Annotated in this window: 17 protein-coding genes; 3 read left to right on the top strand and 14 right to left on the bottom strand. The window is 57.0% G+C overall.

Annotated features, from left to right (window positions below):
• Nucleotides 1–12 precede the first annotated feature (12 nt).
• The 14 genes from urtA to AACY26_RS21400 form a co-directional block, all read right to left on the bottom strand.
• The gene (gene urtA / locus AACY26_RS17090; protein WP_339515804.1) at nt 13–1,281 is read right to left on the bottom strand and encodes an urea ABC transporter substrate-binding protein; all 1,269 of its coding nucleotides are present in this window, start codon (nt 1,279–1,281) and stop codon (nt 13–15) included.
• A 194-nt stretch (nt 1,282–1,475) separates the two neighbouring features.
• Entirely contained in the window at nt 1,476–2,069 is a 594-nt protein-coding gene (locus AACY26_RS17085) for a MarC family protein (protein WP_339515803.1), read from the bottom strand.
• A gap of 150 nt (nt 2,070–2,219) precedes the next feature.
• Complete coding sequence (locus AACY26_RS17080; RefSeq protein WP_339515802.1) at nt 2,220–4,988, bottom strand: hybrid sensor histidine kinase/response regulator; 2,769 nt, start codon at nt 4,986–4,988, stop codon at nt 2,220–2,222.
• 113 nt (nt 4,989–5,101) lie between these two features.
• Nucleotides 5,102–6,391, bottom strand: a complete 1,290-nt coding sequence (purD, locus tag AACY26_RS17075) for a phosphoribosylamine--glycine ligase (RefSeq protein ID WP_339515801.1) — start codon at nt 6,389–6,391, stop codon at nt 5,102–5,104.
• Nucleotides 6,392–6,614: 223 nt separating this feature from the next.
• Nucleotides 6,615–8,222 (bottom strand): bifunctional phosphoribosylaminoimidazolecarboxamide formyltransferase/IMP cyclohydrolase, encoded by a 1,608-nt coding sequence (purH, locus tag AACY26_RS17070; protein ID WP_339515800.1) that lies wholly within the window; start codon nt 8,220–8,222, stop codon nt 6,615–6,617.
• A gap of 72 nt (nt 8,223–8,294) precedes the next feature.
• Entirely contained in the window at nt 8,295–8,615 is a 321-nt protein-coding gene (gene fis / locus AACY26_RS17065) for a DNA-binding transcriptional regulator Fis (RefSeq protein WP_010488273.1), read from the bottom strand.
• The gene (gene dusB / locus AACY26_RS17060) at nt 8,612–9,610 is read right to left on the bottom strand and encodes a tRNA dihydrouridine synthase DusB (protein WP_339515799.1); all 999 of its coding nucleotides are present in this window, start codon (nt 9,608–9,610) and stop codon (nt 8,612–8,614) included. Before dusB ends, fis begins: the two co-directional genes overlap by 4 nt.
• Before the next feature lie 179 nt (nt 9,611–9,789).
• A complete protein-coding gene (locus AACY26_RS17055; RefSeq protein ID WP_339515798.1) occupies nt 9,790–11,094 on the bottom strand; it encodes a DUF3426 domain-containing protein in 1,305 nt (434 codons plus the stop codon).
• A 120-nt stretch (nt 11,095–11,214) separates the two neighbouring features.
• Entirely contained in the window at nt 11,215–12,093 is an 879-nt protein-coding gene (gene prmA, locus AACY26_RS17050; protein WP_339515797.1) for a 50S ribosomal protein L11 methyltransferase, read from the bottom strand.
• Between the two features lie 148 nt (nt 12,094–12,241).
• Complete coding sequence (gene accC / locus AACY26_RS17045; protein WP_087518336.1) at nt 12,242–13,591, bottom strand: acetyl-CoA carboxylase biotin carboxylase subunit; 1,350 nt, start codon at nt 13,589–13,591, stop codon at nt 12,242–12,244.
• Nucleotides 13,592–13,608: 17 nt separating this feature from the next.
• Nucleotides 13,609–14,067 carry an acetyl-CoA carboxylase biotin carboxyl carrier protein gene (accB, locus tag AACY26_RS17040; protein WP_339515796.1) on the bottom strand — a complete coding sequence of 153 codons (459 nt, stop codon included), beginning with the start codon at nt 14,065–14,067 and terminating at the stop codon, nt 13,609–13,611.
• 22 nt (nt 14,068–14,089) lie between these two features.
• On the bottom strand, nt 14,090–14,533 hold the full coding sequence (gene aroQ / locus AACY26_RS17035) for a type II 3-dehydroquinate dehydratase (protein WP_010488261.1): 444 nt from the start codon (nt 14,531–14,533) through the stop codon (nt 14,090–14,092).
• Nucleotides 14,534–14,654: 121 nt separating this feature from the next.
• Complete coding sequence (locus tag AACY26_RS17030; RefSeq protein WP_339515795.1) at nt 14,655–16,442, bottom strand: protein-disulfide reductase DsbD; 1,788 nt, start codon at nt 16,440–16,442, stop codon at nt 14,655–14,657.
• Between the two features lie 174 nt (nt 16,443–16,616).
• A complete protein-coding gene (locus tag AACY26_RS21400) occupies nt 16,617–17,384 on the bottom strand; it encodes a methyl-accepting chemotaxis protein (protein WP_445261329.1) in 768 nt (255 codons plus the stop codon).
• Between the two features lie 1,529 nt (nt 17,385–18,913).
• On the opposite strand from AACY26_RS21400, the gene AACY26_RS17020 reads away from it, so the two are divergent.
• The 3 genes from AACY26_RS17020 to AACY26_RS17010 all read left to right on the top strand — a co-directional run bounded on the left by AACY26_RS17020 (nt 18,914) and on the right by AACY26_RS17010 (nt 21,213).
• A complete protein-coding gene (locus tag AACY26_RS17020; protein WP_339515793.1) occupies nt 18,914–19,981 on the top strand; it encodes a DUF2333 family protein in 1,068 nt (355 codons plus the stop codon).
• A gap of 3 nt (nt 19,982–19,984) precedes the next feature.
• The gene (locus tag AACY26_RS17015) at nt 19,985–20,536 is read left to right on the top strand and encodes an NUDIX hydrolase (protein WP_339515792.1); all 552 of its coding nucleotides are present in this window, start codon (nt 19,985–19,987) and stop codon (nt 20,534–20,536) included.
• A 305-nt stretch (nt 20,537–20,841) separates the two neighbouring features.
• The gene (locus tag AACY26_RS17010; protein ID WP_339515791.1) at nt 20,842–21,213 is read left to right on the top strand and encodes a translation initiation factor Sui1; all 372 of its coding nucleotides are present in this window, start codon (nt 20,842–20,844) and stop codon (nt 21,211–21,213) included.
• Nucleotides 21,214–21,401 lie beyond the last annotated feature (188 nt).

Genomic DNA, 21,401 nt, shown 5'->3' with positions numbered 1-21,401 from the left:
GCCGCCAGTCCTTTACTCGGATTTAACGGCGTAGTCCGGCTTCTTGTCGTTACCCTCGATATAAGGGCTCCAAGGCTGGGCGCGGATTGGGCTGTCGGTCTGCCAGACCACGTCAAACTGACCGTTGTCCTGAATCTCGCCAATCATCACGGGCTTGTGCAGGTGGTGGTTGGTTTTATCCATGGTCAGGGTGAAACCCGATGGCGCGTCGAAGGTTTGCCCGGCCATGGCGTCACGAACTTTATCCACATCAGTGGTTCCGGCTTTTTCAACCGCTTGGGCCCACATGTTGATGCCGACGTAGGTGGCTTCCATTGGGTCGTTGGTCACCGCTTTGTCAGCGCCTGGCAGGTTCTTGGCCTTGGCGTAGGCTTTCCATTTGTTGACGAAGTCTTCGTTGACCGGGTTTTCAACCGATTCAAAGTAGTTCCAGGCGGCCAACTGACCGACCAGAGGCTTGGTGTCTATACCGCGCAGCTCTTCTTCACCGACCGAGAAGGCAATAACCGGAACGTCTGTGGCTTCAATGCCTTGGTTGGCCAACTCTTTGTAGAAAGGCACATTGGAGTCGCCGTTGACCGTCGAGATAACCGCTGTTTTACCGCCCGCCGAGAACTTCTTGATATTGGCTACGATGGTTTGGTAATCGCTGTGGCCGAAAGGGGTGTAGACCTCTTCGATGTCTTTGTCAGCCACACCTTTGCTATGCAGGAAGGCACGCAGGATTTTGTTGGTAGTGCGTGGGTAGACGTAGTCGGTGCCCAGCAGGAAGAAGCGTTTGGCGCTGCCGCCGTCTTCGCTCATCAGGTATTCCACTGCTGGAATCGCCTGTTGGTTTGGCGCTGCGCCGGTGTAGAACACGTTGGGTGAAAGCTCTTCACCTTCGTACTGAACCGGGTAGAACAGCAAACCGTTAAGTTCTTCGTAGACCGGCATTACTGATTTGCGCGAGACCGAGGTCCAGCAGCCAAAGGTGACTGCGACTTTGTCCTGGGTCAGTAATTGGCGACCTTTTTCAGCAAACAGCGGCCAGTTCGATGCAGGGTCCACCACCACTGGTTCCAACTGCTTGCCGAGTACACCGCCCTTGGCGTTGATTTCGTCGATGGTCATCAGCGCCATGTCTTTCAGGGAGGTTTCTGAAATGGCCATGGTGCCGGAGAGTGAGTGGAGAATGCCGACCTTGATGGTATCGGCTGCGTGTGCACTGAACGGGAATAGACCGCTGAGAAGCAATGCACTTGCGGCAAGTGTTGTTTTCAGAAAAGGACGGCGTTTCATTCTTATGGCTCCATGCGCAGCTGTTGGAAGAGACTTTGAGTCTTGATTCCAATGGCAGCATCCGTGCCAAACAATGTAACTGTCTGTTTTATAAGTGTTTTATTTGTTTTTTAGGCAGTCGAAAGACTGGTTTTTGCGCTGCATTGGTGCGTGAATCGCCGAGACCAACACTCGACGGACGGTCGCGCACCGGATTAGGGCATCAGGTAGTTCTTAACCCCGGTGAAGATGATTTGTGCAGCCAATGCGCAGACAAAAAGCCCCATCAGGCGGCTAACTATCTGCAAGCCCTGGTCGCCGAGCAAGCGCTCAAACTGGTTGGACAAGTAGAGCACGATGCCAACGGTAACGCTGGCCAGGGCGATGCCCAGGATCGCGATGACTTTATCAGCCCAGTGCGGTTGGCTGGCGCCCATCAACAGCAACGCACCTATGGTTCCGGGGCCGACGGTCAGTGGGATGGTCAGCGGCACTATGGTCACGTCCTGCTGCACGTTATCGGTCTGCACGGCTGATTTTCCCTGGGCCATGCCCAATGCCGAAATAAACAGCACGCTGCCAGCGCCAATCCGGAATGCATCGATAGTGATGCCAAACAAGGTGAAAATGTATTTGCCGAATAGGTACAGCAATACGCTGGCAATGAGAACGCCGGTGGCGACTTTCCAGGCCAGCTTCTTGCGCTCCTTCACCGTGTAGCCACGGCTCAGGCCAATAAAGCACGACAACACGAAGAACGGGCTGTAGAGCACAAGGAGTTTCAGGTACAGGCTGAATAAATCGGACACCGTTAGCGGGCTCTTAACTGCAGGAATGGTTGATGGGCGAACGTTGTGGCTCAGGCCAAGTGTAGAGCGTCGCCCCGCGATGGGGCATATGATCAGCGATTGAGCAACCGATCTCCAGCCTTGATTAGCCGCGAGCCTGGGGTTTGTTGATCAAGGTGCGGTGGTTTCGCGTGACGCGCGCTGCTCTATCCAGTAATTGATCAGTTCACGCAGCTGTGAAAGCTCGACGGGTTTGGACATGTGTCCATCCATGCCAGCCTGGCGCGCACGCTCTTTGTGCTCGCTGAGAATGTGGGCGGTGAGCGCAACCACTGGGGTGCGTGGACGGTGCCCGGCCGCTTCCCAGGCGCGCAGCAGTTCGGTGGCTGAGAAACCATCGAGTACTGGCATCTCGCAATCCATCAGCACCAAATCATAATGTTTTGACTTGATCGCCTGCAGGGCTTCCTCGCCATTGCTGGCGGTATCTGGTTCAAGGTTGAGCTTGCCGAGCATGCCACGAATGACTTTAGTGGAAATGGTGTTGTCTTCGGCAACCAGGATCTGGAAGTCAGCAGGTGGCTTATAGACGGAAGCCTTGCCTGAAGCTGACAGGATCGGCTTGTCATCGCGACGATGGGTCAATTCATCGGCCAGTGTTGCTTTCAGCGTATAGCCAGCGACCGGCTTGGCCAGGATGCGTTTGATCCCGGCGTTGCGGGCGATGATCTTGCTTGGCATGTTGCTGATACCGGTGAGCATGATCAACAAAATGTCGCGGTTCAAACTGGGGTCTTCTTTGATTTTCGCTGCCAGTTGCATGCCGTTCATACCGGGCATTTCCTGGTCGAGCAGGACCACATCAAAGTATTCGCCCATATGCACTTTGCTACGCAATAACGCCAGCGCTTCCTTGCCCGACGGCACTGCGCTGACATTGAGTCCCCAGGCGCTGCACTGTTGCAGCAGTACCTTGCGGCACGTCTCGTTGTCATCGACGATCAACAGGCGGGCTTCTTGCAGCGGGCTATCGAGATCGGCGGTCGGCTGCTCAAGGAGCTTGCTGTCGATTGGCAAGCTCAACCATAGGGTCGAGCCCTGGTTGCTGCCATTCTGGATACCGAACTCGCCATCCATCAAGCGGATCAGTTGCCGGGCGATGATCAGTCCCAGGCGTCCGCCAAGTTTGGTGGCCGCGAGGAAGTCCTTGCTGTGCAGTTCGGCATGCAGCAATGCATTACGTTCGCTCGGTGCCATTGGCTTGCCGCTGTCTTGCACCGCAAGGCGCAGGCGCGGTTTGCCGCCGCTGCTCTCAAGTGCTGCGATCAGCAGGATCTCGCCTTCGTCGGTTTGCTTGAATGCATTGTCCAGCAGGCTCAACAGGGCTTGGCGTATGCGCGTCGGATCACCGCTGATAACACGCGGTACCTGGGGCTGGATAAAACTGATCAGTTCGACTTTTTGCTGTTCGGCTTTAGCGCGGAAAATGTCGAGGCAGTCTTCAATCAATGCATTCAAGTCGAACTGTACATCGTCCAGTTCAATCTGCCCGGATTCGAGTTTGGAGATGTCGAGGATCTCGTTGATCAAGCTGAGCAGTTCATTGCCAGAACTGTGGATCGTTTGCACATAGTCGCGTTGCTTGGTTGAGAGCGGGGTGCCAAGTAGCAACTCGGTCATGCCCAGGACACCATTCATTGGGGTGCGAATTTCATGGCTGATCTTGGCCAGGAAATCGCCTTTGGCCTTGAGTTCGGCTGAGCTGGCTGCCAACTCGCGGCTTGAGCTGAATCGCTCCTGGGTGATGCGGCGCTGTCTTTCGCTGATGGCAAGGCACAGCACACTGCTGCTGCTGATGATGGTGAGCAGGAAACTGTAGCCCAGCCAGTCCGAAGGCATCGGCCAGATGCCAATGTGGATGGGTAACGATGCGATGCAAGCCGCGCAGAGTATGGCTATCGAGACGAAAAATAACCGCGCTGGTGCATAGCCGCTGCGCCACTGGTGCAGGGCAACCAGCAAAATACTCAGGCCGCAAAGGCCGGAAGAGATATAAAGCAACAGCGAGAACGGCATGAATGTGGTGGTCAGCGCGGCCGCACACAAACCCGTAATCAGAATAAATTCCGAGAGTATCAGGCGCTTGAGAAAAGCATAGGATGGGCCGTCGCGGAAGAAGCTCCGGGTCAGTGCTAGGGAACAGACCAGCGCGGCCAACATCGACAGGTTGGCCGCCAGCACCTGATACCGCTGCAGGCCATTAATCCCGTAGCTGGTGATACCCAGCAAGGTACAGGCGGCAAACAACAGGAATAGATTGATTGCGCACAGCCATAAGTTAGAGAGCTCGCGGCTCAGCCAATAGCGCACAAAATTATACAAGGCGAGCATGACGACGCAGCCCAATAAAAGGCCATAGAGCAAGGGCCGGTTTTCATTGGCGGCAATGTCTTGGGCGCTGCTCAATGAAATGGCCGGGCGCAGCATTTGTGGTGAGGCCAGCCGCAGGTAGATGTCGATAGGTTTCTGGACAATCGGCAGGGGCAACAAAAAATCACGACTTCTCAACGGACGGCTCGACAGCGGCAGCTTGTTACCAGTACGGACATGGTCGAGCAGTTTGTCGCCATCCATTACATAGAGGTCTAGGTAGGCGAGATAGGGCGCGAAGATTCTAATCAGTGTTTGCTGATTGCTCGGTTCAAGTCGGTAATGCAGCCACGCGGCCGTATTGCCGCCACTGGTCAGCAGGTCACTGATATCGACTGGTGCGAACTGGGTGCTGTGTTGCGGGGAGCGGATATCACTGAGTTGCAGTTCGCCGCTGGAATCGTTGAGGATTGACCACTTAGCGCTCGCTGCGGCGTATGCCGGCAGGTGCAGAAAAACTGTCAGCAGTAAGCCGATCAGCAGTTTGGTGGCAGTCCCGGGCCGACGCACAGTGAATTCCCTTCAAAAGTTGGTTCAAGGATTATAGGGTAATCGAGTAGAGGGAAAGTATGACAAAGACGGCCAATTGGACGCCTTTGTCATCAATTGTTGTGCGGGAGCGATCAGTCTTCGGCGTTTTCACGCGCGATTGCACGGTAGCCAATATCTTTGCGATAGAAGCAGCCTTGCCAATCAACTTTCGCGGCCAAGGCATAAGCGTTCTGTTGCGCTTGCTGCACTGTTTCACCAAGGGCGGTTGCGCACAGGACGCGACCACCGGAGGTGACGATCTGGCCGTCTTTCAATGCGGTACCAGCGTGGAAGACTTTGCCGTCAGTGGTCGCGGCTTGATCAAGCCCTTTGATGACATCACCTTTGGCGTAGTTGGCCGGGTAACCACCTGCCGCCATGACCACACCAAGGCTTGGACGTGGGTCCCACTGCGCTTCGACAATGTTCAGGGCCTTGGCTTGCGCAGCTTCGATCAGCAGCAACAAGCTAGATTGCAGGCGCAGCATGATTGGCTGGGTTTCCGGGTCGCCGAAGCGGCAATTGAATTCAATGACCTTTGGCGCGCCGGACTTATCAATCATCAGGCCCGCGTACAAAAAGCCGGTGTAGAGGTTACCTTCAGCGGCCATGCCCTTGACGGTCGGCCAGATAACTTCATCCATCACGCGCTTGTGCACTTCAGCGGTGACAACCGGCGCTGGTGAATAAGCGCCCATGCCGCCGGTGTTCGGGCCGGTGTCCTGATCGCCTACCCGCTTGTGGTCCTGGCTGGTGGCCATTGGCAGCACGTTGTCGCCGTCGACCATGACAATAAAGCTGGCTTCCTCGCCGTCGAGGAATTCTTCTATCACCACCCGTGAACCGGCCTCACCAAAGGCATTGCCCGCGAGCATATCGCGCACGGCCTCTTCGGCCTCAGCCAGGGTCATGGCAACGATCACGCCTTTACCTGCAGCCAGGCCATCGGCCTTGATCACGATGGGTGCGCCAACCTGTTGCAGGTAGGCCAGGGCAGGCTCGACTTCGGTGAAGTTCTGGTAGTCGGCTGTAGGAATCTTGTGGCGCGCCAGGAAATCCTTGGTAAAGGCCTTTGAGCCTTCCAGTTGAGCAGCGCCAGCGGTGGGGCCGAAGCAATGCAGGCTGCGCTGGTTGAACAGGTCAACCACGCCAGCAACCAACGGCGCTTCCGGGCCTACGATGGTGATCTCGACGTTCTTCTCGGCAAAATCAGCCAGTTGCTCGAGCGCCAGCACATCAATCGCTACGTTCTCGCACTTGGCCTCGGTCGCGGTGCCCGCATTGCCGGGTGCAACAAAAACTTTCTCGACGCGCGGGTCTTGCGCGATTTTCCAGGCCAGTGCGTGTTCACGACCGCCGCTGCCAATGATCAAAACATTCATATCAATCCCCTACAGGAGGTGGAGCTGATGCTCCATTGGTGAACGGTAAAACCACTCACCCACAAAAAATCTTGGTACATCACTCGCAACTTTTATACGAGGTTGCGATCAAGCGTCTGCATGCTGGGCAGAAGTTGGCTCAATGAGCGCAGTTGCCAAGTGGCAATGAGCATCAGGGAGTCAACTTCTAACAACGCAGGCGGATGCTTCAGCGCGACCGGCCCTAGTGACGGAAATGGCGCATACCGGTGAATACCATTGCGATGCCTGCTTCGTCTGCGGCAGCAATCACTTCGTTGTCGCGCATCGAGCCACCCGGTTGGATCACCGCGGTAATACCAGCCTTGGCCGCGTTATCGATACCGTCACGGAACGGGAAGAAGGCGTCGCTGGCCATTACTGCGCCCGGTACTGGCAAGCCAGCGTGCTCGGCCTTGATACCGGCAATACGGGCTGAGTTGACCCGGCTCATTTGCCCGGCGCCAACACCCACGGTCTGGCGGTTCTTGGCGTAGACGATGGCGTTGGATTTAACGAATTTTGCCACTTTCCAGGCGAAGATCAGGTCATGGATTTCTTGCTCGCTTGGCGCGCGTGCGGTGACGATTTTCAGGTCGTCAGCGGTGATCATGCCGATATCGCGGCTCTGAACCAGCAAGCCGCCATTTACGCGTTTGAAATCCCAACCCGGGCTGCGCTCGGCTGGCCACTCACCGCACTCAAGCAGGCGCACGTTGGCTTTGGCCGCGACCACTTCGCGGGCAGCTGCGCTGATGCGTGGTGCAATGATCACTTCAACAAACTGGCGCTCGACAATGGCCTTGGCGGTTTCGCCATCGAGCTCACGGTTGAAGGCGATAATGCCGCCAAAGGCTGATTCAGTATCGGTGGCGTAGGCCAGGTCGTAGGCTTTGCGAATGCCGCCTTCGTCTTCAGGCACAACGGCCACGCCGCATGGGTTGGCGTGCTTGACGATTACGCAAGCCGGCTTGACGAAGCTCTTGACGCACTCGAGTGCAGCGTCAGTGTCGGCAACGTTGTTGTAAGACAGTTCTTTGCCTTGCAGCTGCACGGCGCTGGCGATGCTGGCCTCGCCTTTTTTCGCTTCAACGTAGAACGCCGCGCTCTGATGCGGGTTCTCGCCGTAACGCATTTCCTGGGTCTTGATGAACTGGCTGTTGAAGGTGCGCGGGAAGGCGCCGCGATCTCCAGTGCTGAGCTTTTCGGCGCTCTGGTCAATGGTGCCCAGGTAGTTGGCGATCATGCCGTCGTAGGCGGCGGTGTGCTCGAAGGCCTTGAGGGCTAGGTCGAAGCGTTGTGCGTAGCTCAGACCGCCAGCTTTAAGGCTTTCGACGATGCTGGCGTAGTCACTGGTGTTAACCACAATGGCCACGTCTTTATGGTTTTTGGCAGCGCTGCGGACCATGGTCGGGCCGCCAATGTCGATATTTTCGATGGCGTCGGCCAAATCGCAGTCAGGCTTGGCGACAGTGGCTTCGAAGGGGTACAGATTGACTGCAACCAGGTCAATCGGCTTGATGCCGTGCTCGGTCATGACGTCGCCGTCAATCGCGCGACGACCGAGAATGCCGCCGTGAATCTTCGGGTGCAGGGTCTTGACCCGGCCGTCCATCATTTCCGGGAAACCGGTGTAGTCAGCGACTTCAACTGCCGCGACGCCGTTATCCTTGAGCAGCTTGTAGGTGCCGCCCGTGGAAAGAATTTCCACATTGAGGGCGACGAGCTCGCGAGCGAATTCGAGGATGCCAGTCTTGTCAGATACGCTGATCAAGGCGCGGCGAACGGGGAGGCGGGTGGTCTGGTCGGTCATTTCAGAGTCCATCAGAGCAGAGATATAAACAAAAAGGCGACTGTTTAGGTCGCCCTTTTTGAGAGGAAGAAATTAGAGTAAATCGTACTGCTTGAGCTTCTTGCGCAGGGTGCCGCGATTAAGGCCGAGCAGTTCGGATGCCTTGGTTTGGTTGCCCTTGACGTAGTTCATCACTGTCTCAAGCAGTGGCGCCTCAACCTCGGTCAGTACCAGGTTGTATACGTCAGAGACATCCGCGCCCTCAAGGTGGGCGAAATAGTTATGCAGCGCTTTCTCAACATTGCCGCGTAAGGTTTGCCCTTCTTCGCTTGGCGTGTTGAGGTGCTGTTTCAAGCTGGTGTTGTCACTCACAGGTGCAATTCCACTTCCTAAAGTCTCGGTCAACATCGTCATGCAGCCACCCCATCTCCATCATTTTGCCGTTCGCGGAAATACTGGCGAACGTTGGCGCACTGTGCGTCCGTACATTCAAGGCGATTGAACTCAGCGCGAAACTCTCTGGCGCCCGGCAGAGTTGCTAGATACCAGCCCACATGCTTGCGGGCGATTCGAGCGCCCATCACCTCGCCGTAGAAGGCATGCAGTGCGCTGAGGTGTTCCAGCAAAATGCTTTCTACTTCGACCAGGCTTGGTGCTGGCATTTTTTCGCCTGTACGCAAGTAATGATCGGTCTCACGAAATATCCAGGGCCGCCCTTGAGCAGCTCTGCCTATCAGTAGTCCATCCGCTCCTGTTGCAGCGAGTACGGCCTTGGCCTTTTCCGGGCTGGTGATGTCGCCATTGGCCAGCACCGGAATTGAAACCGCCTGTTTAATCGCTGCAATTGTGTCGTATTCGGCATCGCCGGTATAAAGGTCTGCACGGGTGCGACCATGTACCGCCAACGCGACAATCCCGGCTTGCTCGGCAATCTTTGCCACCTCAACGCCGTTTTTGTTATCTCTGTCCCAACCGGTGCGAATCTTCAAGGTGACCGGCACATCGACTGCACCGACCACGGCATGCAAGATTTCACGGACCAGGTTTTGGTCTTTCAATAGCGCAGAACCTGCCGCTTTATTACAGACCTTCTTCGCCGGACAACCCATATTAATATCAATTATCTGGGCGCCCAATTCGACGTTCCGCTGAGCCGCGTCTGCAAGCATCTGCGGGTCACCACCGGCGATCTGCACCGAGCGTGGCTCGGGATCATCCTGATGGATCAAGCGTAGGCTTGATTTACGCGTATTCCACAACCGCACATCGCTGGTGACCATTTCAGATACCACCATGCCCGCGCCCAAGCGCTGGCAGAGCTTGCGAAATGGTTGGTCAGTGACTCCGGCCATAGGCGCCAGGATCAACTGGTTCGGCAGTGTGTACGGGCCGATGCGTAACGTCGACATAGGGTTCCCTGCTCAAGAGACTAGCTGATGAGACAAATAGGAGACGGCGAAAAAGGGGGAGAATCATACCTGCTCTGGATGACCGGATAAAGGCTGTTTTGAACAAAATCTGAACAGTTGTCAGCTTATCGCCAAGGGTTATGAGGGCGATAAGCCGTATCTTTATGGCCGTGGTTAAGCTATTGCGGCGAGTGGAAGCTCAGGCTGTAGTTGACCGCCTGGCTGCCTGGATCAAGGATATCCAGCGATATGTGGATCGGCGTTTGCGGGGGCATTTCCGTGCGCCCTGCGAGTTCGCCTGCCAGGTATTCACCAGGGGTAAAGCGACGACTGGCAAGCAGCTTGCCATTAATGTCGGCAAAGCGAATTTCCAGCAGCGGAAAGGGCTGCGAAAAAGCTGCACGGTTGTAGATGATTGCATCGACCACCAATGCACCACTGAACTCGGGGTGGGAGCGTACAACCAGGTTGCTGCTCTTGATCATGCTGATGTCGACTTTTGATGGCAGTTCGCAACCAATTTTTGGGCACAGTTGCTCAAAAATTGGGCGGTACTGGTCCTGGCGCGCCAGTTGCTCGAAATGGTAGGCCACATATTGGCCAGCCAATGCTGCGCCAGCCAGCAATATCAAGATTGCCCAGCCAAAAAAACGGCCCCAGGAAGGTCCTGGTTTTTGCCATTCGAACTCAACGGGTTCGTCTTCGAGCTCAAACAGTTTGTTGTGGCTTACATTGGGTTCCTGGCGAGAAACCGCAAGGGGGATAAAAGGCGCGGGTTCCGGTTCGTCGTCGCCATCCTCAATGTCGCTCAGGCGCGGCTCATCGCGTTTGAGGGTGTGTGTTGCCTCGGTGTCGGTCGCGCCGAAATCTGCGTCGGTTAGTTTCAGCTCCGGCTCGCGCTCTATTGGTTGTGGCGCCAGGGGTTGTTGCGCAAAGGGCTGGGTCGCCGGTGGCGGGCTGTTGCGGGTGTCATGTTGCTTTAAGCCCAAGGGTTCGAAGGCAGGCTTTTGTTCTGGCTTGGCGTCATCTTCACGCAGCAACTCTTCAGCCCAGCGCTCATCGTGCTCCACCTGTGTGTCACGCGGTGGTGAGGCGAATACAGAGCTGAAGTGGGTGCTGCGCTCAAGGTTGAGAATCTCTTGTGAGAGTTGTTGCTCGCGTTCTTCAAGCTTGGCCAGTTCTTCGTCCAGGTCCAGTTCACCAAGGTCGAGGTCGTCATGAATCCACAGGGTGTCTTCAGGCTCCTTGGTCTTGGTCGGTTCAGGTGGCGCGGATTTGGCAACAGCAGTGGTTTTTTCGCCAGTGACTGCTTTGCTGGTCGCCGGTGCAATGATATGACCCTGGCGTTGCAGCTGTTGGGCTGCATTAAATACGTTCAGGCAGGCGCCGCAACGCACCGCACCGTGCGCAGCAGCCAATTGCGCGGAATTCACGCGAAAGCTGGTTTGGCATTGTGGGCACTGGGTGACAAAACTCTCGGTCATGCGGCGGTCCGGTAAAACATTGGGTTGGGTCTGCTGCTGTTTGGCTCAAGCCAGTTGATGCAGCGGCAACTGGCACAAGTCTAACGCAAGTATTGATAGCGCTGCATAGAGGCGAGGTGTTTAACGGCGTACGCCACTGATGCGTACCCATCCGTCGTTGGTCGCGGTAGGGTCTAGGTCGAAGTCGCCTGCATAGGCTGCGCGAACCTCTTTAGCCTGCTCGGCGAGGATTCCAGACAATGCCAAACGGCCACCGGGTTTAACCAGGCTGGTGATTTGCGCTGCCAGTGCTACCAACGGGCCTGCAAGAATATTGGCAACCACCACGTCGGCTGGCTGTTGTGGCATATCGGCTGGTAAGTACAGTGGGAAACGCGCTGGGTCGATGCCGTTGCGTCCGGCGTTGTCACGCGAGGCCTCAAGCGCTTGCGGGTCGATATCGGTGCCCACCGCTTGTGGAGCGCCGAGCAGCAGCGCAGCAATTGCCAGGATCCCCGAGCCGCAGCCGAAATCGATAACACTGCAGTCTTCAAGGGGCTGACCGTCGAGCCATTCAAGGCACAAGGCGGTAGTGGGGTGCGTGCCCGTGCCGAATGCCAGGCCTGGGTCGAGCAGCAGGTTGACGGCGTCGGGCTCGGGGGCATCGGTCCAGCTCGGAACAATCCATAGGCGCTGGCCAAATCGCATCGGCTTGAAGTTATCCATCCAGCTGCGTTCCCAGTCCTGATCGGCAATTTCTTCGATCTGGTGCTCGGGAAGCGCGCCGCCAGTGAGCAGCTCCAAGTGGGCGAGCAGGGCGCTGGCGTCGGTGTCTGCTTCGAAGAGTGCCAGCAAATGGGTGTGCGACCACAAGGGCGTGGTGTTCAACTCGGGTTCGAAAATCGGGTTGTCTTCGGCATCCATAAAGGTCACAGACACAGCACCCACTTCGAGCAGGGCGTCTTCATAGGTCGGCGCTTGTTCCGGAGTGATGGCGAGACGTACTTGTAACCAGGGCATGGCGGAACCTCGAAGACGCAAAGAAGTGAACTTTTTCAGCGGGCAAGCTTACTGTAGGGGCTGGCGCGCTTCCAGATATAGAGCTGTATAAACAACAAGGGCCGCCAAACGGCAGCCCTTGTTGTAGCAGGTCATGCAGGCACTGGTATCAGTGCTTGTCCATGCCCAGTTTCTTCTCAAGGTAGTGAATGTTCACGCCACCTTCATTGAAACCTTTGTCGCGAACCAGCATCCGGTGCAGCGGGATGTTGGTCTTGATGCCGTCGACTACCATTTCGTCGAGGCCGTTGCGCATGCGCGCCATGGCTTCGTCACGGGTAGCACCGTAAGTGATCAGCTTGCCGATCAACGAATCGTAGTGCGGCGGTACGGTGTAGCCACTGTACAGGTGCGAATCAACGCGAACGCCAAAGCCGCCGGGTGCATGGAAGTGCTTAACCTTGCCCGGGCAGGGCATGAAGTTATCCGGGTCTTCTGCGTTGATCCGGCACTCAAGGGCGTGCCCGCGGACGACAACGTCATCCTGGGTGAACGACAGCTTGTTGCCAGCCGCGATGCTGAGCATCTCTTTGACGATGTCGATACCGGTAACCATTTCAGTCACCGGATGCTCCACCTGCACACGAGTGTTCATCTCGATGAAGTAGAAGCTGTCATTCTCGTAAAGGAACTCAAATGTACCGGCGCCGCGGTAGCCAATTTCGATACAGGCATCGACGCAGCGCTTGAGCACTTCGGCGCGAGCCTTTTCGTTGATGTATGGCGCCGGTGCTTCTTCAAGCACTTTCTGGTGGCGACGTTGCAACGAGCAGTCGCGGTCACCGAGGTGAATGGCGTTGCCCTGGCCGTCGGAGAGGACCTGGACTTCCACGTGACGTGGGTTGCCGAGGAATTTCTCCAAGTAAACCATTGGGTTGCCAAACACCGAACCGGCTTCGCTGCGCGTCAGGCGAGCTGACTTGATCAGGTCTTCTTCCTTGTAGACCACGCGCATACCGCGCCCACCGCCGCCACCTGCGGCTTTGATGATCACCGGGTAGCCAACTTCACGAGCAATTGCCAGTGCAGTTTCTTCGTCTTCAGGCAGTGGGCCATCGGAGCCAGGTACCACGGGTACGCCTGCTTTGATCATGGCTTCTTTCGCAGAAACCTTGTCGCCCATCAGGCGGATGGTTTCAGCTTTCGGGCCGATAAAGGCAAAGCCTGAGTTTTCCACCTGCTCCGCGAAGTCTGCGTTTTCCGCAAGGAAACCGTACCCCGGGTGAATAGCGGTGGCGCCGGTGACTTCAGCTGCGCTGATGATCGCCGGGATATTCAGGTAGGACTGCGTGCCGGCCGCAGGGCCGATGCAAACAGACTCGTCAGCCAGAGCCAAGTGCATCAATTCACGGTCAGCTGTGGAGTGCACGGCAACTGTCTTGATGCCCAATTCTTTGCACGCGCGCAAGACGCGCAATGCGATCTCGCCGCGGTTGGCGATCAGAACTTTTTCCAACATCGCTGGCTCTCCTCGGTTCAAACGATTGTGAACAGAGGCTGGTCGTATTCAACCGGCTGGCCGTTCTCGCCCAGAATGGATTCGATAACGCCGCTGGTTTCAGCTTCGATGTGGTTCATCATCTTCATCGCTTCAACGATGCAGAGGATGTCGCCTTTCTTAACGCTCTGGCCAACTTCAACGAAGTTACCCGAGGTTGGCGATGAAGCGCGGTAGAAAGTACCGACCATCGGCGAGCGCACTACAGTGCCGTTGAGTTTTGGCGCTGCAGGCGCGGCGGCTTCAGCGGCGGCGACTGGCGCGGCAGGTGCTGCAGCCGGAGCAGGCGCCGGTGCGTACACAGGTTGCTGCGCATAAGCAGGTTGCTTGCTGTTACGACTGATGCGAACCGACTCTTCACCTTCGTGAATTTCCAGTTCGTCGATGCCGGACTCTTCCAGCAGCTCGATCAGTTTTTTGACTTTACGAATATCCATAGCTTTTCAACTCCCAGTTGGGTCAGGGCCGTTCAAGTTGTTCGAGTGCAGCCTCCAGGGCCAGCCGATAACCGCTGGCGCCAAGGCCGCAGATCACGCCTACAGCAACATCCGAAAAGTAGGAGTGATGGCGGAATGCTTCGCGCTTGTGCACGTTTGATAAATGCACTTCGATGAATGGGATGCTCACCGCCAGCAATGCGTCACGTAATGCGACGCTTGTATGTGTGAAAGCGGCTGGATTAATTAGAATAAAGTCGACGCCTTCGCCTCTGGCAGCGTGAATGCGTTCGATTAACTCGTATTCGGCATTACTTTGCAGATACAGCAAATGGTGCCCGGCTTCACGGGCGCGGCGCTCCAGATCAAGGTTGATCTGTTCCAGTGTCGTGGCGCCGTAGACGCCCGGCTCGCGGGTGCCAAGCAAGTTGAGATTTGGGCCGTGCAGGACCAATAAGGTCGCCATGTTCGGTGTTCCTTGTTGTTTTTACACGCAGAACTATGCCGGAGTCGCCTCGTGACTGTCTAGTTCTATGCAGTAGCCAGCACGATAGCCGGTGTTTGCGCCAGTTTTATGACCGAGATGCCTAAAAGCGTTCGCGGGCTTTATCCAGCCGGGCAGAGAAGGTTTCAGCGTCTACTTCACCCACTACGCGCAGATCCAGCCATTCGTCGCTGTTTTTATCGAAAAACAGAATGGCGGGGGGGCCGAACAACGAATAGCGATCCAAAACCGAACGTTGAGCTGGGGTGCTGTCGGTGATGTCGAAGCGCACCAGGGCATAGTCGCTCAGTCGGGTTACAACATTGGGATCAGTGAGTACTTCGCGCTCGATGACTTTGCAACTGATGCACCAGTCCGCGTACCAGTCGAGCAGCAGGGGCTTGCCGCTGCTTTTGGCAGAGGCCAGTGCGGCATCAAGTTCTGCCTCGCTGGTAACGGTTTGCCAGCTGCCATGCTGAGCCTGTACGCCTGAGGAAACCTGTGCACTACTCAGCTGCATGCGCCCGAGTGGACGCAGCGGGTCATCATGCCCCTGCAGTGCGCCCACCCAGGCGGTAAGCGCGTAGACCAGCAGGGCAAGGCCCGCGAGTTGCGCGAGTTTGCCTCTCGAACTTTTAACATTGAATTCCAGGGCGCCGAGAAACAGCGCCGAACCTGCTGCCAGCAAGCCCCACAGCGCCAAGGTCACCGGGCCGGGTAGCAAGCGATCAAGCAGCCAGATGGAAACGGCCAGCAACATCACGCCGAACAGGTTGCGCACGCCGTTCATCCAGGCACCGCTGCGTGGCAACAATGCCCCGCCGCCTGCGCCAATCAACACCAGCGGCGCACCCATGCCGAGGCCCAGGGCAAACAGCTGCAAGCCGCCACCCAATGCATCGCCAGTGCTGCTGATGTAGAGCAGCAGGCCGGTCAGCGGCGCTGTCACGCAGGGCGAGACGATCAGGCTGGACAGCACGCCCAGTGTTGCAGCTCCGGCAATTGAGCCACCCTGGGTTTGCGAAGCCTTGCGATCGAGTCGTTCACGAACAAACGCCGGTAAACGAATCTCGAACATGCCAAACATGGCAATGGCGAACAGGCTGAAGAACAAGGCGAATGGGATCAGCACCCAGGGCGATTGCAGCATGGCTTGCAGGTTGAGGCTGGCGCCGAACAGGCCCATCAATGCGCCGAGCGCCGCATAGCAGGCGGCCATTGGCAGCACGTAAGCCAGCGATAGCACCAGGCCGCGACGGTTGCTCGGGCGGCCGCGTAGCACCACGCCGGAGAGGATCGGCAGCATCGGCAGGACGCAAGGGGTAAAGGTCAGGCCCAGGCCCGCCAAAAAGAACAGCGCCAGGTCTGTCCACTTCCAGCTGGACTTGCTGGCGACAGCGCCGGTGCTGTTGCTGTCGGTCGCCGCACCACCGCCAATTTGAATCTGCTCGGTCTCTGGCGGATAGCACAGGCCTTTGTCAGCACAGCCCTGATAGGTGACATTAAGGGTGTAGGCGCGATCGGTCGGCGAGCTGATAGGCAGGTCCACGTCGACAATGTTGTGGTAAACCTCGACCTCGCCAAAGTATTCGTCGGTCTTCTGTTCGCCAGCAGGCATCTGCGCTTCACCGAGGCCAATGTCGGCAGGCTCGGTGCTGAATTTGAAGCGGTGCTTGTACAGGTAGTAACCGTCGGTGGCAACGAAGCGCAGCTTTACGCCGTCGGCCGAATTGCTGATCAGGTTGAGCTTGAAGGCTTCGCGAACCGGCAAAAAGTCGGCGCTGTTATTCAGCGCGGCGCCAATAGGTGCAAGGGCTGGCCGACTGTCGAGCAGGCTGGCACTGGCCGGGATTGCGATGATAAGCAGGATCAGGCTGATTAGGCGACGCATGTGGATCTCGACAAACAAGTATCCGCCCATCATAGCGGAGCCGGGTAAGCGATGGCATCGACTGAGCTGTAAGCGGCTTTGTCAGGCCGATGAAATGCAGCAAAACGTCCAGATAGCAAGGCGCAGCGCAGGTGCGACAAATATACGCATCCGGCGGCTGCCCTTGTTTAGCGGCTACAGGTGGAAGGCTTGCACTGCCGTGCGCAATTGCGCGCCGAGCTGGAGCAGTTGTTCGCCTTGGTCGCGGCCCTTGCCGATGCGTTGCAAATTGTCATCGCCGAGGCTGTGAATCCGCTCGCTGTGACTGCGGATTTCGCTGACGGCGCCACTCTGCTGGGCTGTGGCGGCAGCAATGCGCTCGGCGATATAGGTGATTGTGCGAATCGAATTGACGATCTCATCCAGGGCGCCATCCGCTTCTGCCGCCTGGTTGGCGCTGACCTGCGCGTGCTCCAGTTGACTGCGCATTGCATCGACCGAATGCCGGGCCGCTTGCTGTAGGCGGGCTATCAATTCCTGGATTTGCTCGGTTGCACCGCTGGTGCGCTGTGACAGTGAACGCACCTCTTCGGCGACCACCGCAAAGCCACGGCCCATTTCACCGGCGCGTGCGGCTTCGATGGCTGCATTGAGGGCTAGCAGGTTGGTTTGCTCGGCGATACCGCGAATAACCGTCAGCACATTGCCGATGGTGGTGGTTTCCTCGGCCAGACGCTCAATGGCCTGGGCATTGTTTTGCACTTCACCGGCCAGCGTGTGCAGGCCGGAAAGGCTCTGACTGATGACCTGTTGGCCTTGTTCCAGTGCCTTGTCGGCATTGCGGCTGGCATCTGCGGCGTCGCTGGCATCGTCAGCAACCTGAACAATGGTCGACTCCAAATTGCCCAGGGCATCGCGGATCTGGGCAGTGTCCGCGGCTTGGCGTTCGGCACCTTGGTGCATTCCGCCGCTAAGGTCGGCCAAGGTCCGGCTTGAACCTGCGACTTGCTCGGCGTGCTGGCGAATAGTGCCAACCAGCTCGACCAGATAGCTGCGCAAGTGATTCAGCGAGTCCTCGATATCCACCAGCTCGCGGGTTTTGTTGTTGAGCTTGATCGGCGTGGCAAAGTTGCCCTGCGCCCAGCTCGACAGTGCTGGAACCAACAAAGCCAGAACGCGCGTCAGGCGTCGCTGCAGGGTGTCAATGATCAGGGCAATGCACAGGATCAGTATAATCATCGCGCCCTGCAAGAGACGGACTTCGCCCTGGATCTTGCCGTGCTCGGCGCGGACCAGAGGCTCCAGTTCGTTCAGGGCCTGGCTGAGGTTGTCGATTTGCGTGCGAGTGGCCTGGCTCAGCTGATTGCGCTGCTCAATCAGGTTGATCGTTCGCTTAAGCTCGTTCGGATAACGACTGACTAGGCTTGCGAACTCACGCTTCAGGCCGATACCGCGATCCTCTGCCTGCTCTTGCTGGTCGGCGGTGTCGAGCCCGAGCATGGCTGCAAAGCCCTCGCTGGCCGATTCATTGCTCTCTTTTATGCCCAGCAGGGGAAGTTCGCCCAGTATTTGGGCCTGTTGCTCCAATGCCTGGTGCTCGCGCTCAACGTCGGCGGCTAATTCGCTGTTGGCGCTGGCGACCATTTTGTTACGTGCGTGGGCAAGCTTGAGCAAATGTTGCGCCGCATTGAACAGGGGCGCGTGGTAGCGGCTGGCCGCTTGTGGATCACCGCTGGCGGCATACTGCGCGAGTTGCTCCAGAGCGCTGGCCATTTCTCGCTCGGCCTGAACCAACAAGCCTTGTGGGTCACCCGCCAGTTTGCCGGCAGCCAGCAGTTCGCCAGCGCTAAAACTACGCAGTGAATCGAGGTTGCTGCGCACATCACCGGCGAGCGCTGCGGGTAACTGGTCAAGCTCGGGTTGCAGCTCATCAATGGCCTTGAGTGCTTCGCTGTGGCGCAACGCATCGCCGCTTTGTAGATACGCATAAATATTGCGGCTGACGTTTTTTTGGAAACGTTCAGACAAATTCATGTAGCGCTCCATCAGCGCGTAGGGGCGTTCAAGGGCTTGTTGAGACCACCAGAGCGTTGCACCGAGGGCGATGCAGGCGGTGACGAGCAAGGCGGTATTGAGATTGGTGAGAAACTTAAGGCGCATAGGGCTCTACCGACAACGTAACGGTATGGGCATATCGAGAGACTTCGATGTGCCGTAAGTCCATGAAGTTATTGCGTTTTCATTACAGGAGTATGACGCTGTCGGAAATTGCCAAGTGGCCTGCAACTCAGCGCGCCAGTCTTTGTGTTGGTGCTGCATTGGCTGCGGGGCGCCGCTGGGTATTGAGCGCGGGTATAACGCAGCGTGCAATGCTAAGGTTGTGGTTCACGGTGCGCATTACTGCGCGTTTCCCTTATAGTGGAAACCTGTCGCGCAACCCTTGCCTGAGGTTGCGGTCGAACTACCGAACGCCGTAAAAGAAGGACATTGCCATGCTGGATTGGAAGAAACGCACTACTGGCGCGCGTGACAGTGTCGACGACTCAGTCGGCAACGTACGCAGTTATTTTCGCGGAGGCTGGGTGACCAAGATATTTGGCACGCTGCTCTGCATCTATCTATTGGCCGCGCTGGTTGTTGGCTGGTATTGGAGTCAGGAGCCTGATCAGTTCTCTGTGCAGCAGCACGCCGAATCAGCGGCGCAGAATGCACAGCGTCAGATGGTCAATGGTTACACCACAGTTGAAACCCTTAAATATGTGGCCACAACCCTGCTTGAAAAGCCGGGTGGATACCTGTCCAACGACCTCGCGCCTCCTGGCCTGTGGTTGGATAACATGCCGAGCTGGGAGCTGGGGGTGTTGGTCCAGGTACGTGACCTGTCGCGGGCCATGCGTAAAGACTTCTCGCGCTCGCAGTCGCAGTCGACCGAAGACACTGATTTGGCCAAGGCTGAGCCACGTTTCAACTTTGATAACAAGAGCTGGGCGCTGCCTGCATCCGAGTCTGAATACCGCGCAGGTATCCAGTCGCTGGATCGCTACCTCGCACGCCTGTCGGGCGATGCCAAGCCAGCGGCGCAGTTTTATACCCGTGCCGATAACCTCAACAACTGGCTGGGCGATGCCGCAACACGTCTGGGCTCGTTGTCGCAGCGTTTGTCGGCCAGTGTCGGTCAAGTACGTTTGAATACCGAGGTTAAACAAGAACTTGTTGCCGCCGGTACTGCGGTCAAGGTTGACGAGAGCGCTTACGAAACCCCGTGGATGCAGATTGACAACGTGTTCTATGAAGCGCGCGGCCAAGCCTGGGCACTTGCCCAGTTCCTGCGTGCAGTAGAAGTCGACTTTGCCGATGTGCTGGCCAAGAAGAATGCCACGGTAAGCGTGCGCCAGATCATTCGTGAGCTGGAGGCGGCGCAAGAGCCTATTTGGAGCCCGATGATCCTCAATGGTAGCGGCTATGGATTGCTGGCCAACCACTCGCTGGTCATGGCCAACTACATTTCCCGCGCCAACGCTGGGATTATCGACTTGCGCCAACTGTTGTCGCAGGGCTGATCGATGCCTATCTCGCAAGCCGAGATCGCACATCGAGCGGCCTCAGACGCGGAGCGAATCGCCTGGGTTGACGAGCAAGACTGTCAACTCGGTGCCTTGCCCCGCGCACAGTTGCGAGAGCGCGGCCTGATTGGTCGCGCAACCTTTATCCTGTTATTCAACTCCGCCGGCTTGCTTTGCGTGCATCGGCGTACGCTGAGCAAAGCGCTGTACCCCGGTTACTGGGATGTGGCCGCTGGCGGCATGGTCATGGCGGATGAAAGCTACGCTGAGTCGGCTGCCCGTGAGCTGCAAGAAGAGCTGGGTATCGGTGGGGTCATATTGCGCGAGTGCCAGCGCTTCTTTTTTGATCAGGCTGACAACCGTTTGTGGTGCGCCGTGTTTTCCGCCATCTCTGATGCGCCGCTGATCCTGCAGCCCGAAGAAGTGCTCGAAGCGCGGTTCGTCAGCGTGGAGCAGGCTCTCGCCGAATCTGCGGTCAAAGACTACTGCCCAGACTCACTGCAAGCCTTGCGCGCCTATCTTGAAGTCCAGAAGCAAAACAGCGGGTGTTAAGCCATTTTTTGGCCGTAGGCCCATTTTGTTCAGGATATGCAGGCGGGTTGTCCATGATGTTGAACGCTTGCCAGTAAACGTCGCTAAATCAGCGATTAATGGCGCGTTTTTATGCTTAGCATTCGGCTGTTTTCTCGTTACACTGCGCGCCCTTTAAACCACAGTCCAAGGGGATCCCAAGGGTTGTGGTGCGCTGCCCCTGCCAGAGTGGGGCTTCGCGGTTGACGCTTGTCAGCCTATCGCTTTCAAACCTGTTGGGTTGATTATTGCCCAGCATGTTTCTGACCTGCCAAAGAGGATAGCCGGTGGTCAAGAAAGCCTCGTCATTCGCCGCATTAAGCGGTTTGGTGTATTCCACTGACACAGGCCGGCATTGCCCGGATTGCAGTCAGCCGGTTGACGCCTGCATCTGTAAAACCAATCGGGTCCCTGAAGGCGACGGCATTGCCCGTGTGCGCCGAGAAACCAAAGGCCGTGGTGGTAAAACTGTGAGCACCGTCAGCGGTGTGCCATTGCCTGAGGAACCCCTGAAAGAGCTTGCCACTGCGCTAAAAAAACGCTGCGGTTGTGGCGGTTCGCTGAAGGATGGGGTGATTGAGATCCAGGGCGATCACGTCGAGCTGCTGCTCGAAGAACTCACAAAGCGCGGTTTCAAGGCGAAGAAGTCTGGCGGCTAAGCTAAGGAACCTCTGAAAAACTACTGTGCTCGATATTACTGCGTTAAAAAACTGCTCAAAATGCTCATTTAGACCACTAAAGTCGAGCGCGACCCCGGTCGTTTTTCGCATTTTTTTGCCTTGTCCTATCGTCGCTCGCTACCTTTTTTCAGGGGCTCCCTAAGCGGCTATTCTAAACTTGCTCGGTG

The organism is Pseudomonas sp. RL_15y_Pfl2_60 (assembly GCF_963970595.1).
Taxonomy (GTDB): Bacteria; Pseudomonadota; Gammaproteobacteria; order Pseudomonadales; family Pseudomonadaceae; genus Aquipseudomonas.
This window is presented reverse-complemented; position numbering and strand designations above follow the sequence as displayed.

Excerpts from the sequence above, each read along its gene's own strand:
- urtA (WP_339515804.1), bottom strand. The coding sequence starts at position 1,281 with ATGAAACGCCGTCCTTTTCTGAAAACAACACTTGCCGCAAGTGCATTG.
- purD (WP_339515801.1), bottom strand. The coding sequence starts at position 6,391 with ATGAATGTTTTGATCATTGGCAGCGGCGGTCGTGAACACGCACTGGCC.
- purH (WP_339515800.1), bottom strand. The coding sequence starts at position 8,222 with ATGACCGACCAGACCACCCGCCTCCCCGTTCGCCGCGCCTTGATCAGC.
- fis (WP_010488273.1), bottom strand. The coding sequence starts at position 8,615 with ATGACGATGTTGACCGAGACTTTAGGAAGTGGAATTGCACCTGTGAGT.
- dusB (WP_339515799.1), bottom strand. The coding sequence starts at position 9,610 with ATGTCGACGTTACGCATCGGCCCGTACACACTGCCGAACCAGTTGATC.
- AACY26_RS17055 (WP_339515798.1), bottom strand. The coding sequence starts at position 11,094 with ATGACCGAGAGTTTTGTCACCCAGTGCCCACAATGCCAAACCAGCTTT.
- prmA (WP_339515797.1), bottom strand. The coding sequence starts at position 12,093 with ATGCCCTGGTTACAAGTACGTCTCGCCATCACTCCGGAACAAGCGCCG.
- accC (WP_087518336.1), bottom strand. The coding sequence starts at position 13,591 with ATGTTGGAAAAAGTTCTGATCGCCAACCGCGGCGAGATCGCATTGCGC.
- accB (WP_339515796.1), bottom strand. The coding sequence starts at position 14,067 with ATGGATATTCGTAAAGTCAAAAAACTGATCGAGCTGCTGGAAGAGTCC.
- aroQ (WP_010488261.1), bottom strand. The coding sequence starts at position 14,533 with ATGGCGACCTTATTGGTCCTGCACGGCCCAAATCTCAACTTGCTTGGC.
- AACY26_RS17030 (WP_339515795.1), bottom strand. The coding sequence starts at position 16,442 with ATGCGTCGCCTAATCAGCCTGATCCTGCTTATCATCGCAATCCCGGCC.
- AACY26_RS21400 (WP_445261329.1), bottom strand. The coding sequence starts at position 17,384 with ATGCACCAAGGTGCCGAACGCCAAGCCGCGGACACTGCCCAGATCCGC.
- AACY26_RS17020 (WP_339515793.1), top strand. The coding sequence starts at position 18,914 with ATGCTGGATTGGAAGAAACGCACTACTGGCGCGCGTGACAGTGTCGAC.
- AACY26_RS17015 (WP_339515792.1), top strand. The coding sequence starts at position 19,985 with ATGCCTATCTCGCAAGCCGAGATCGCACATCGAGCGGCCTCAGACGCG.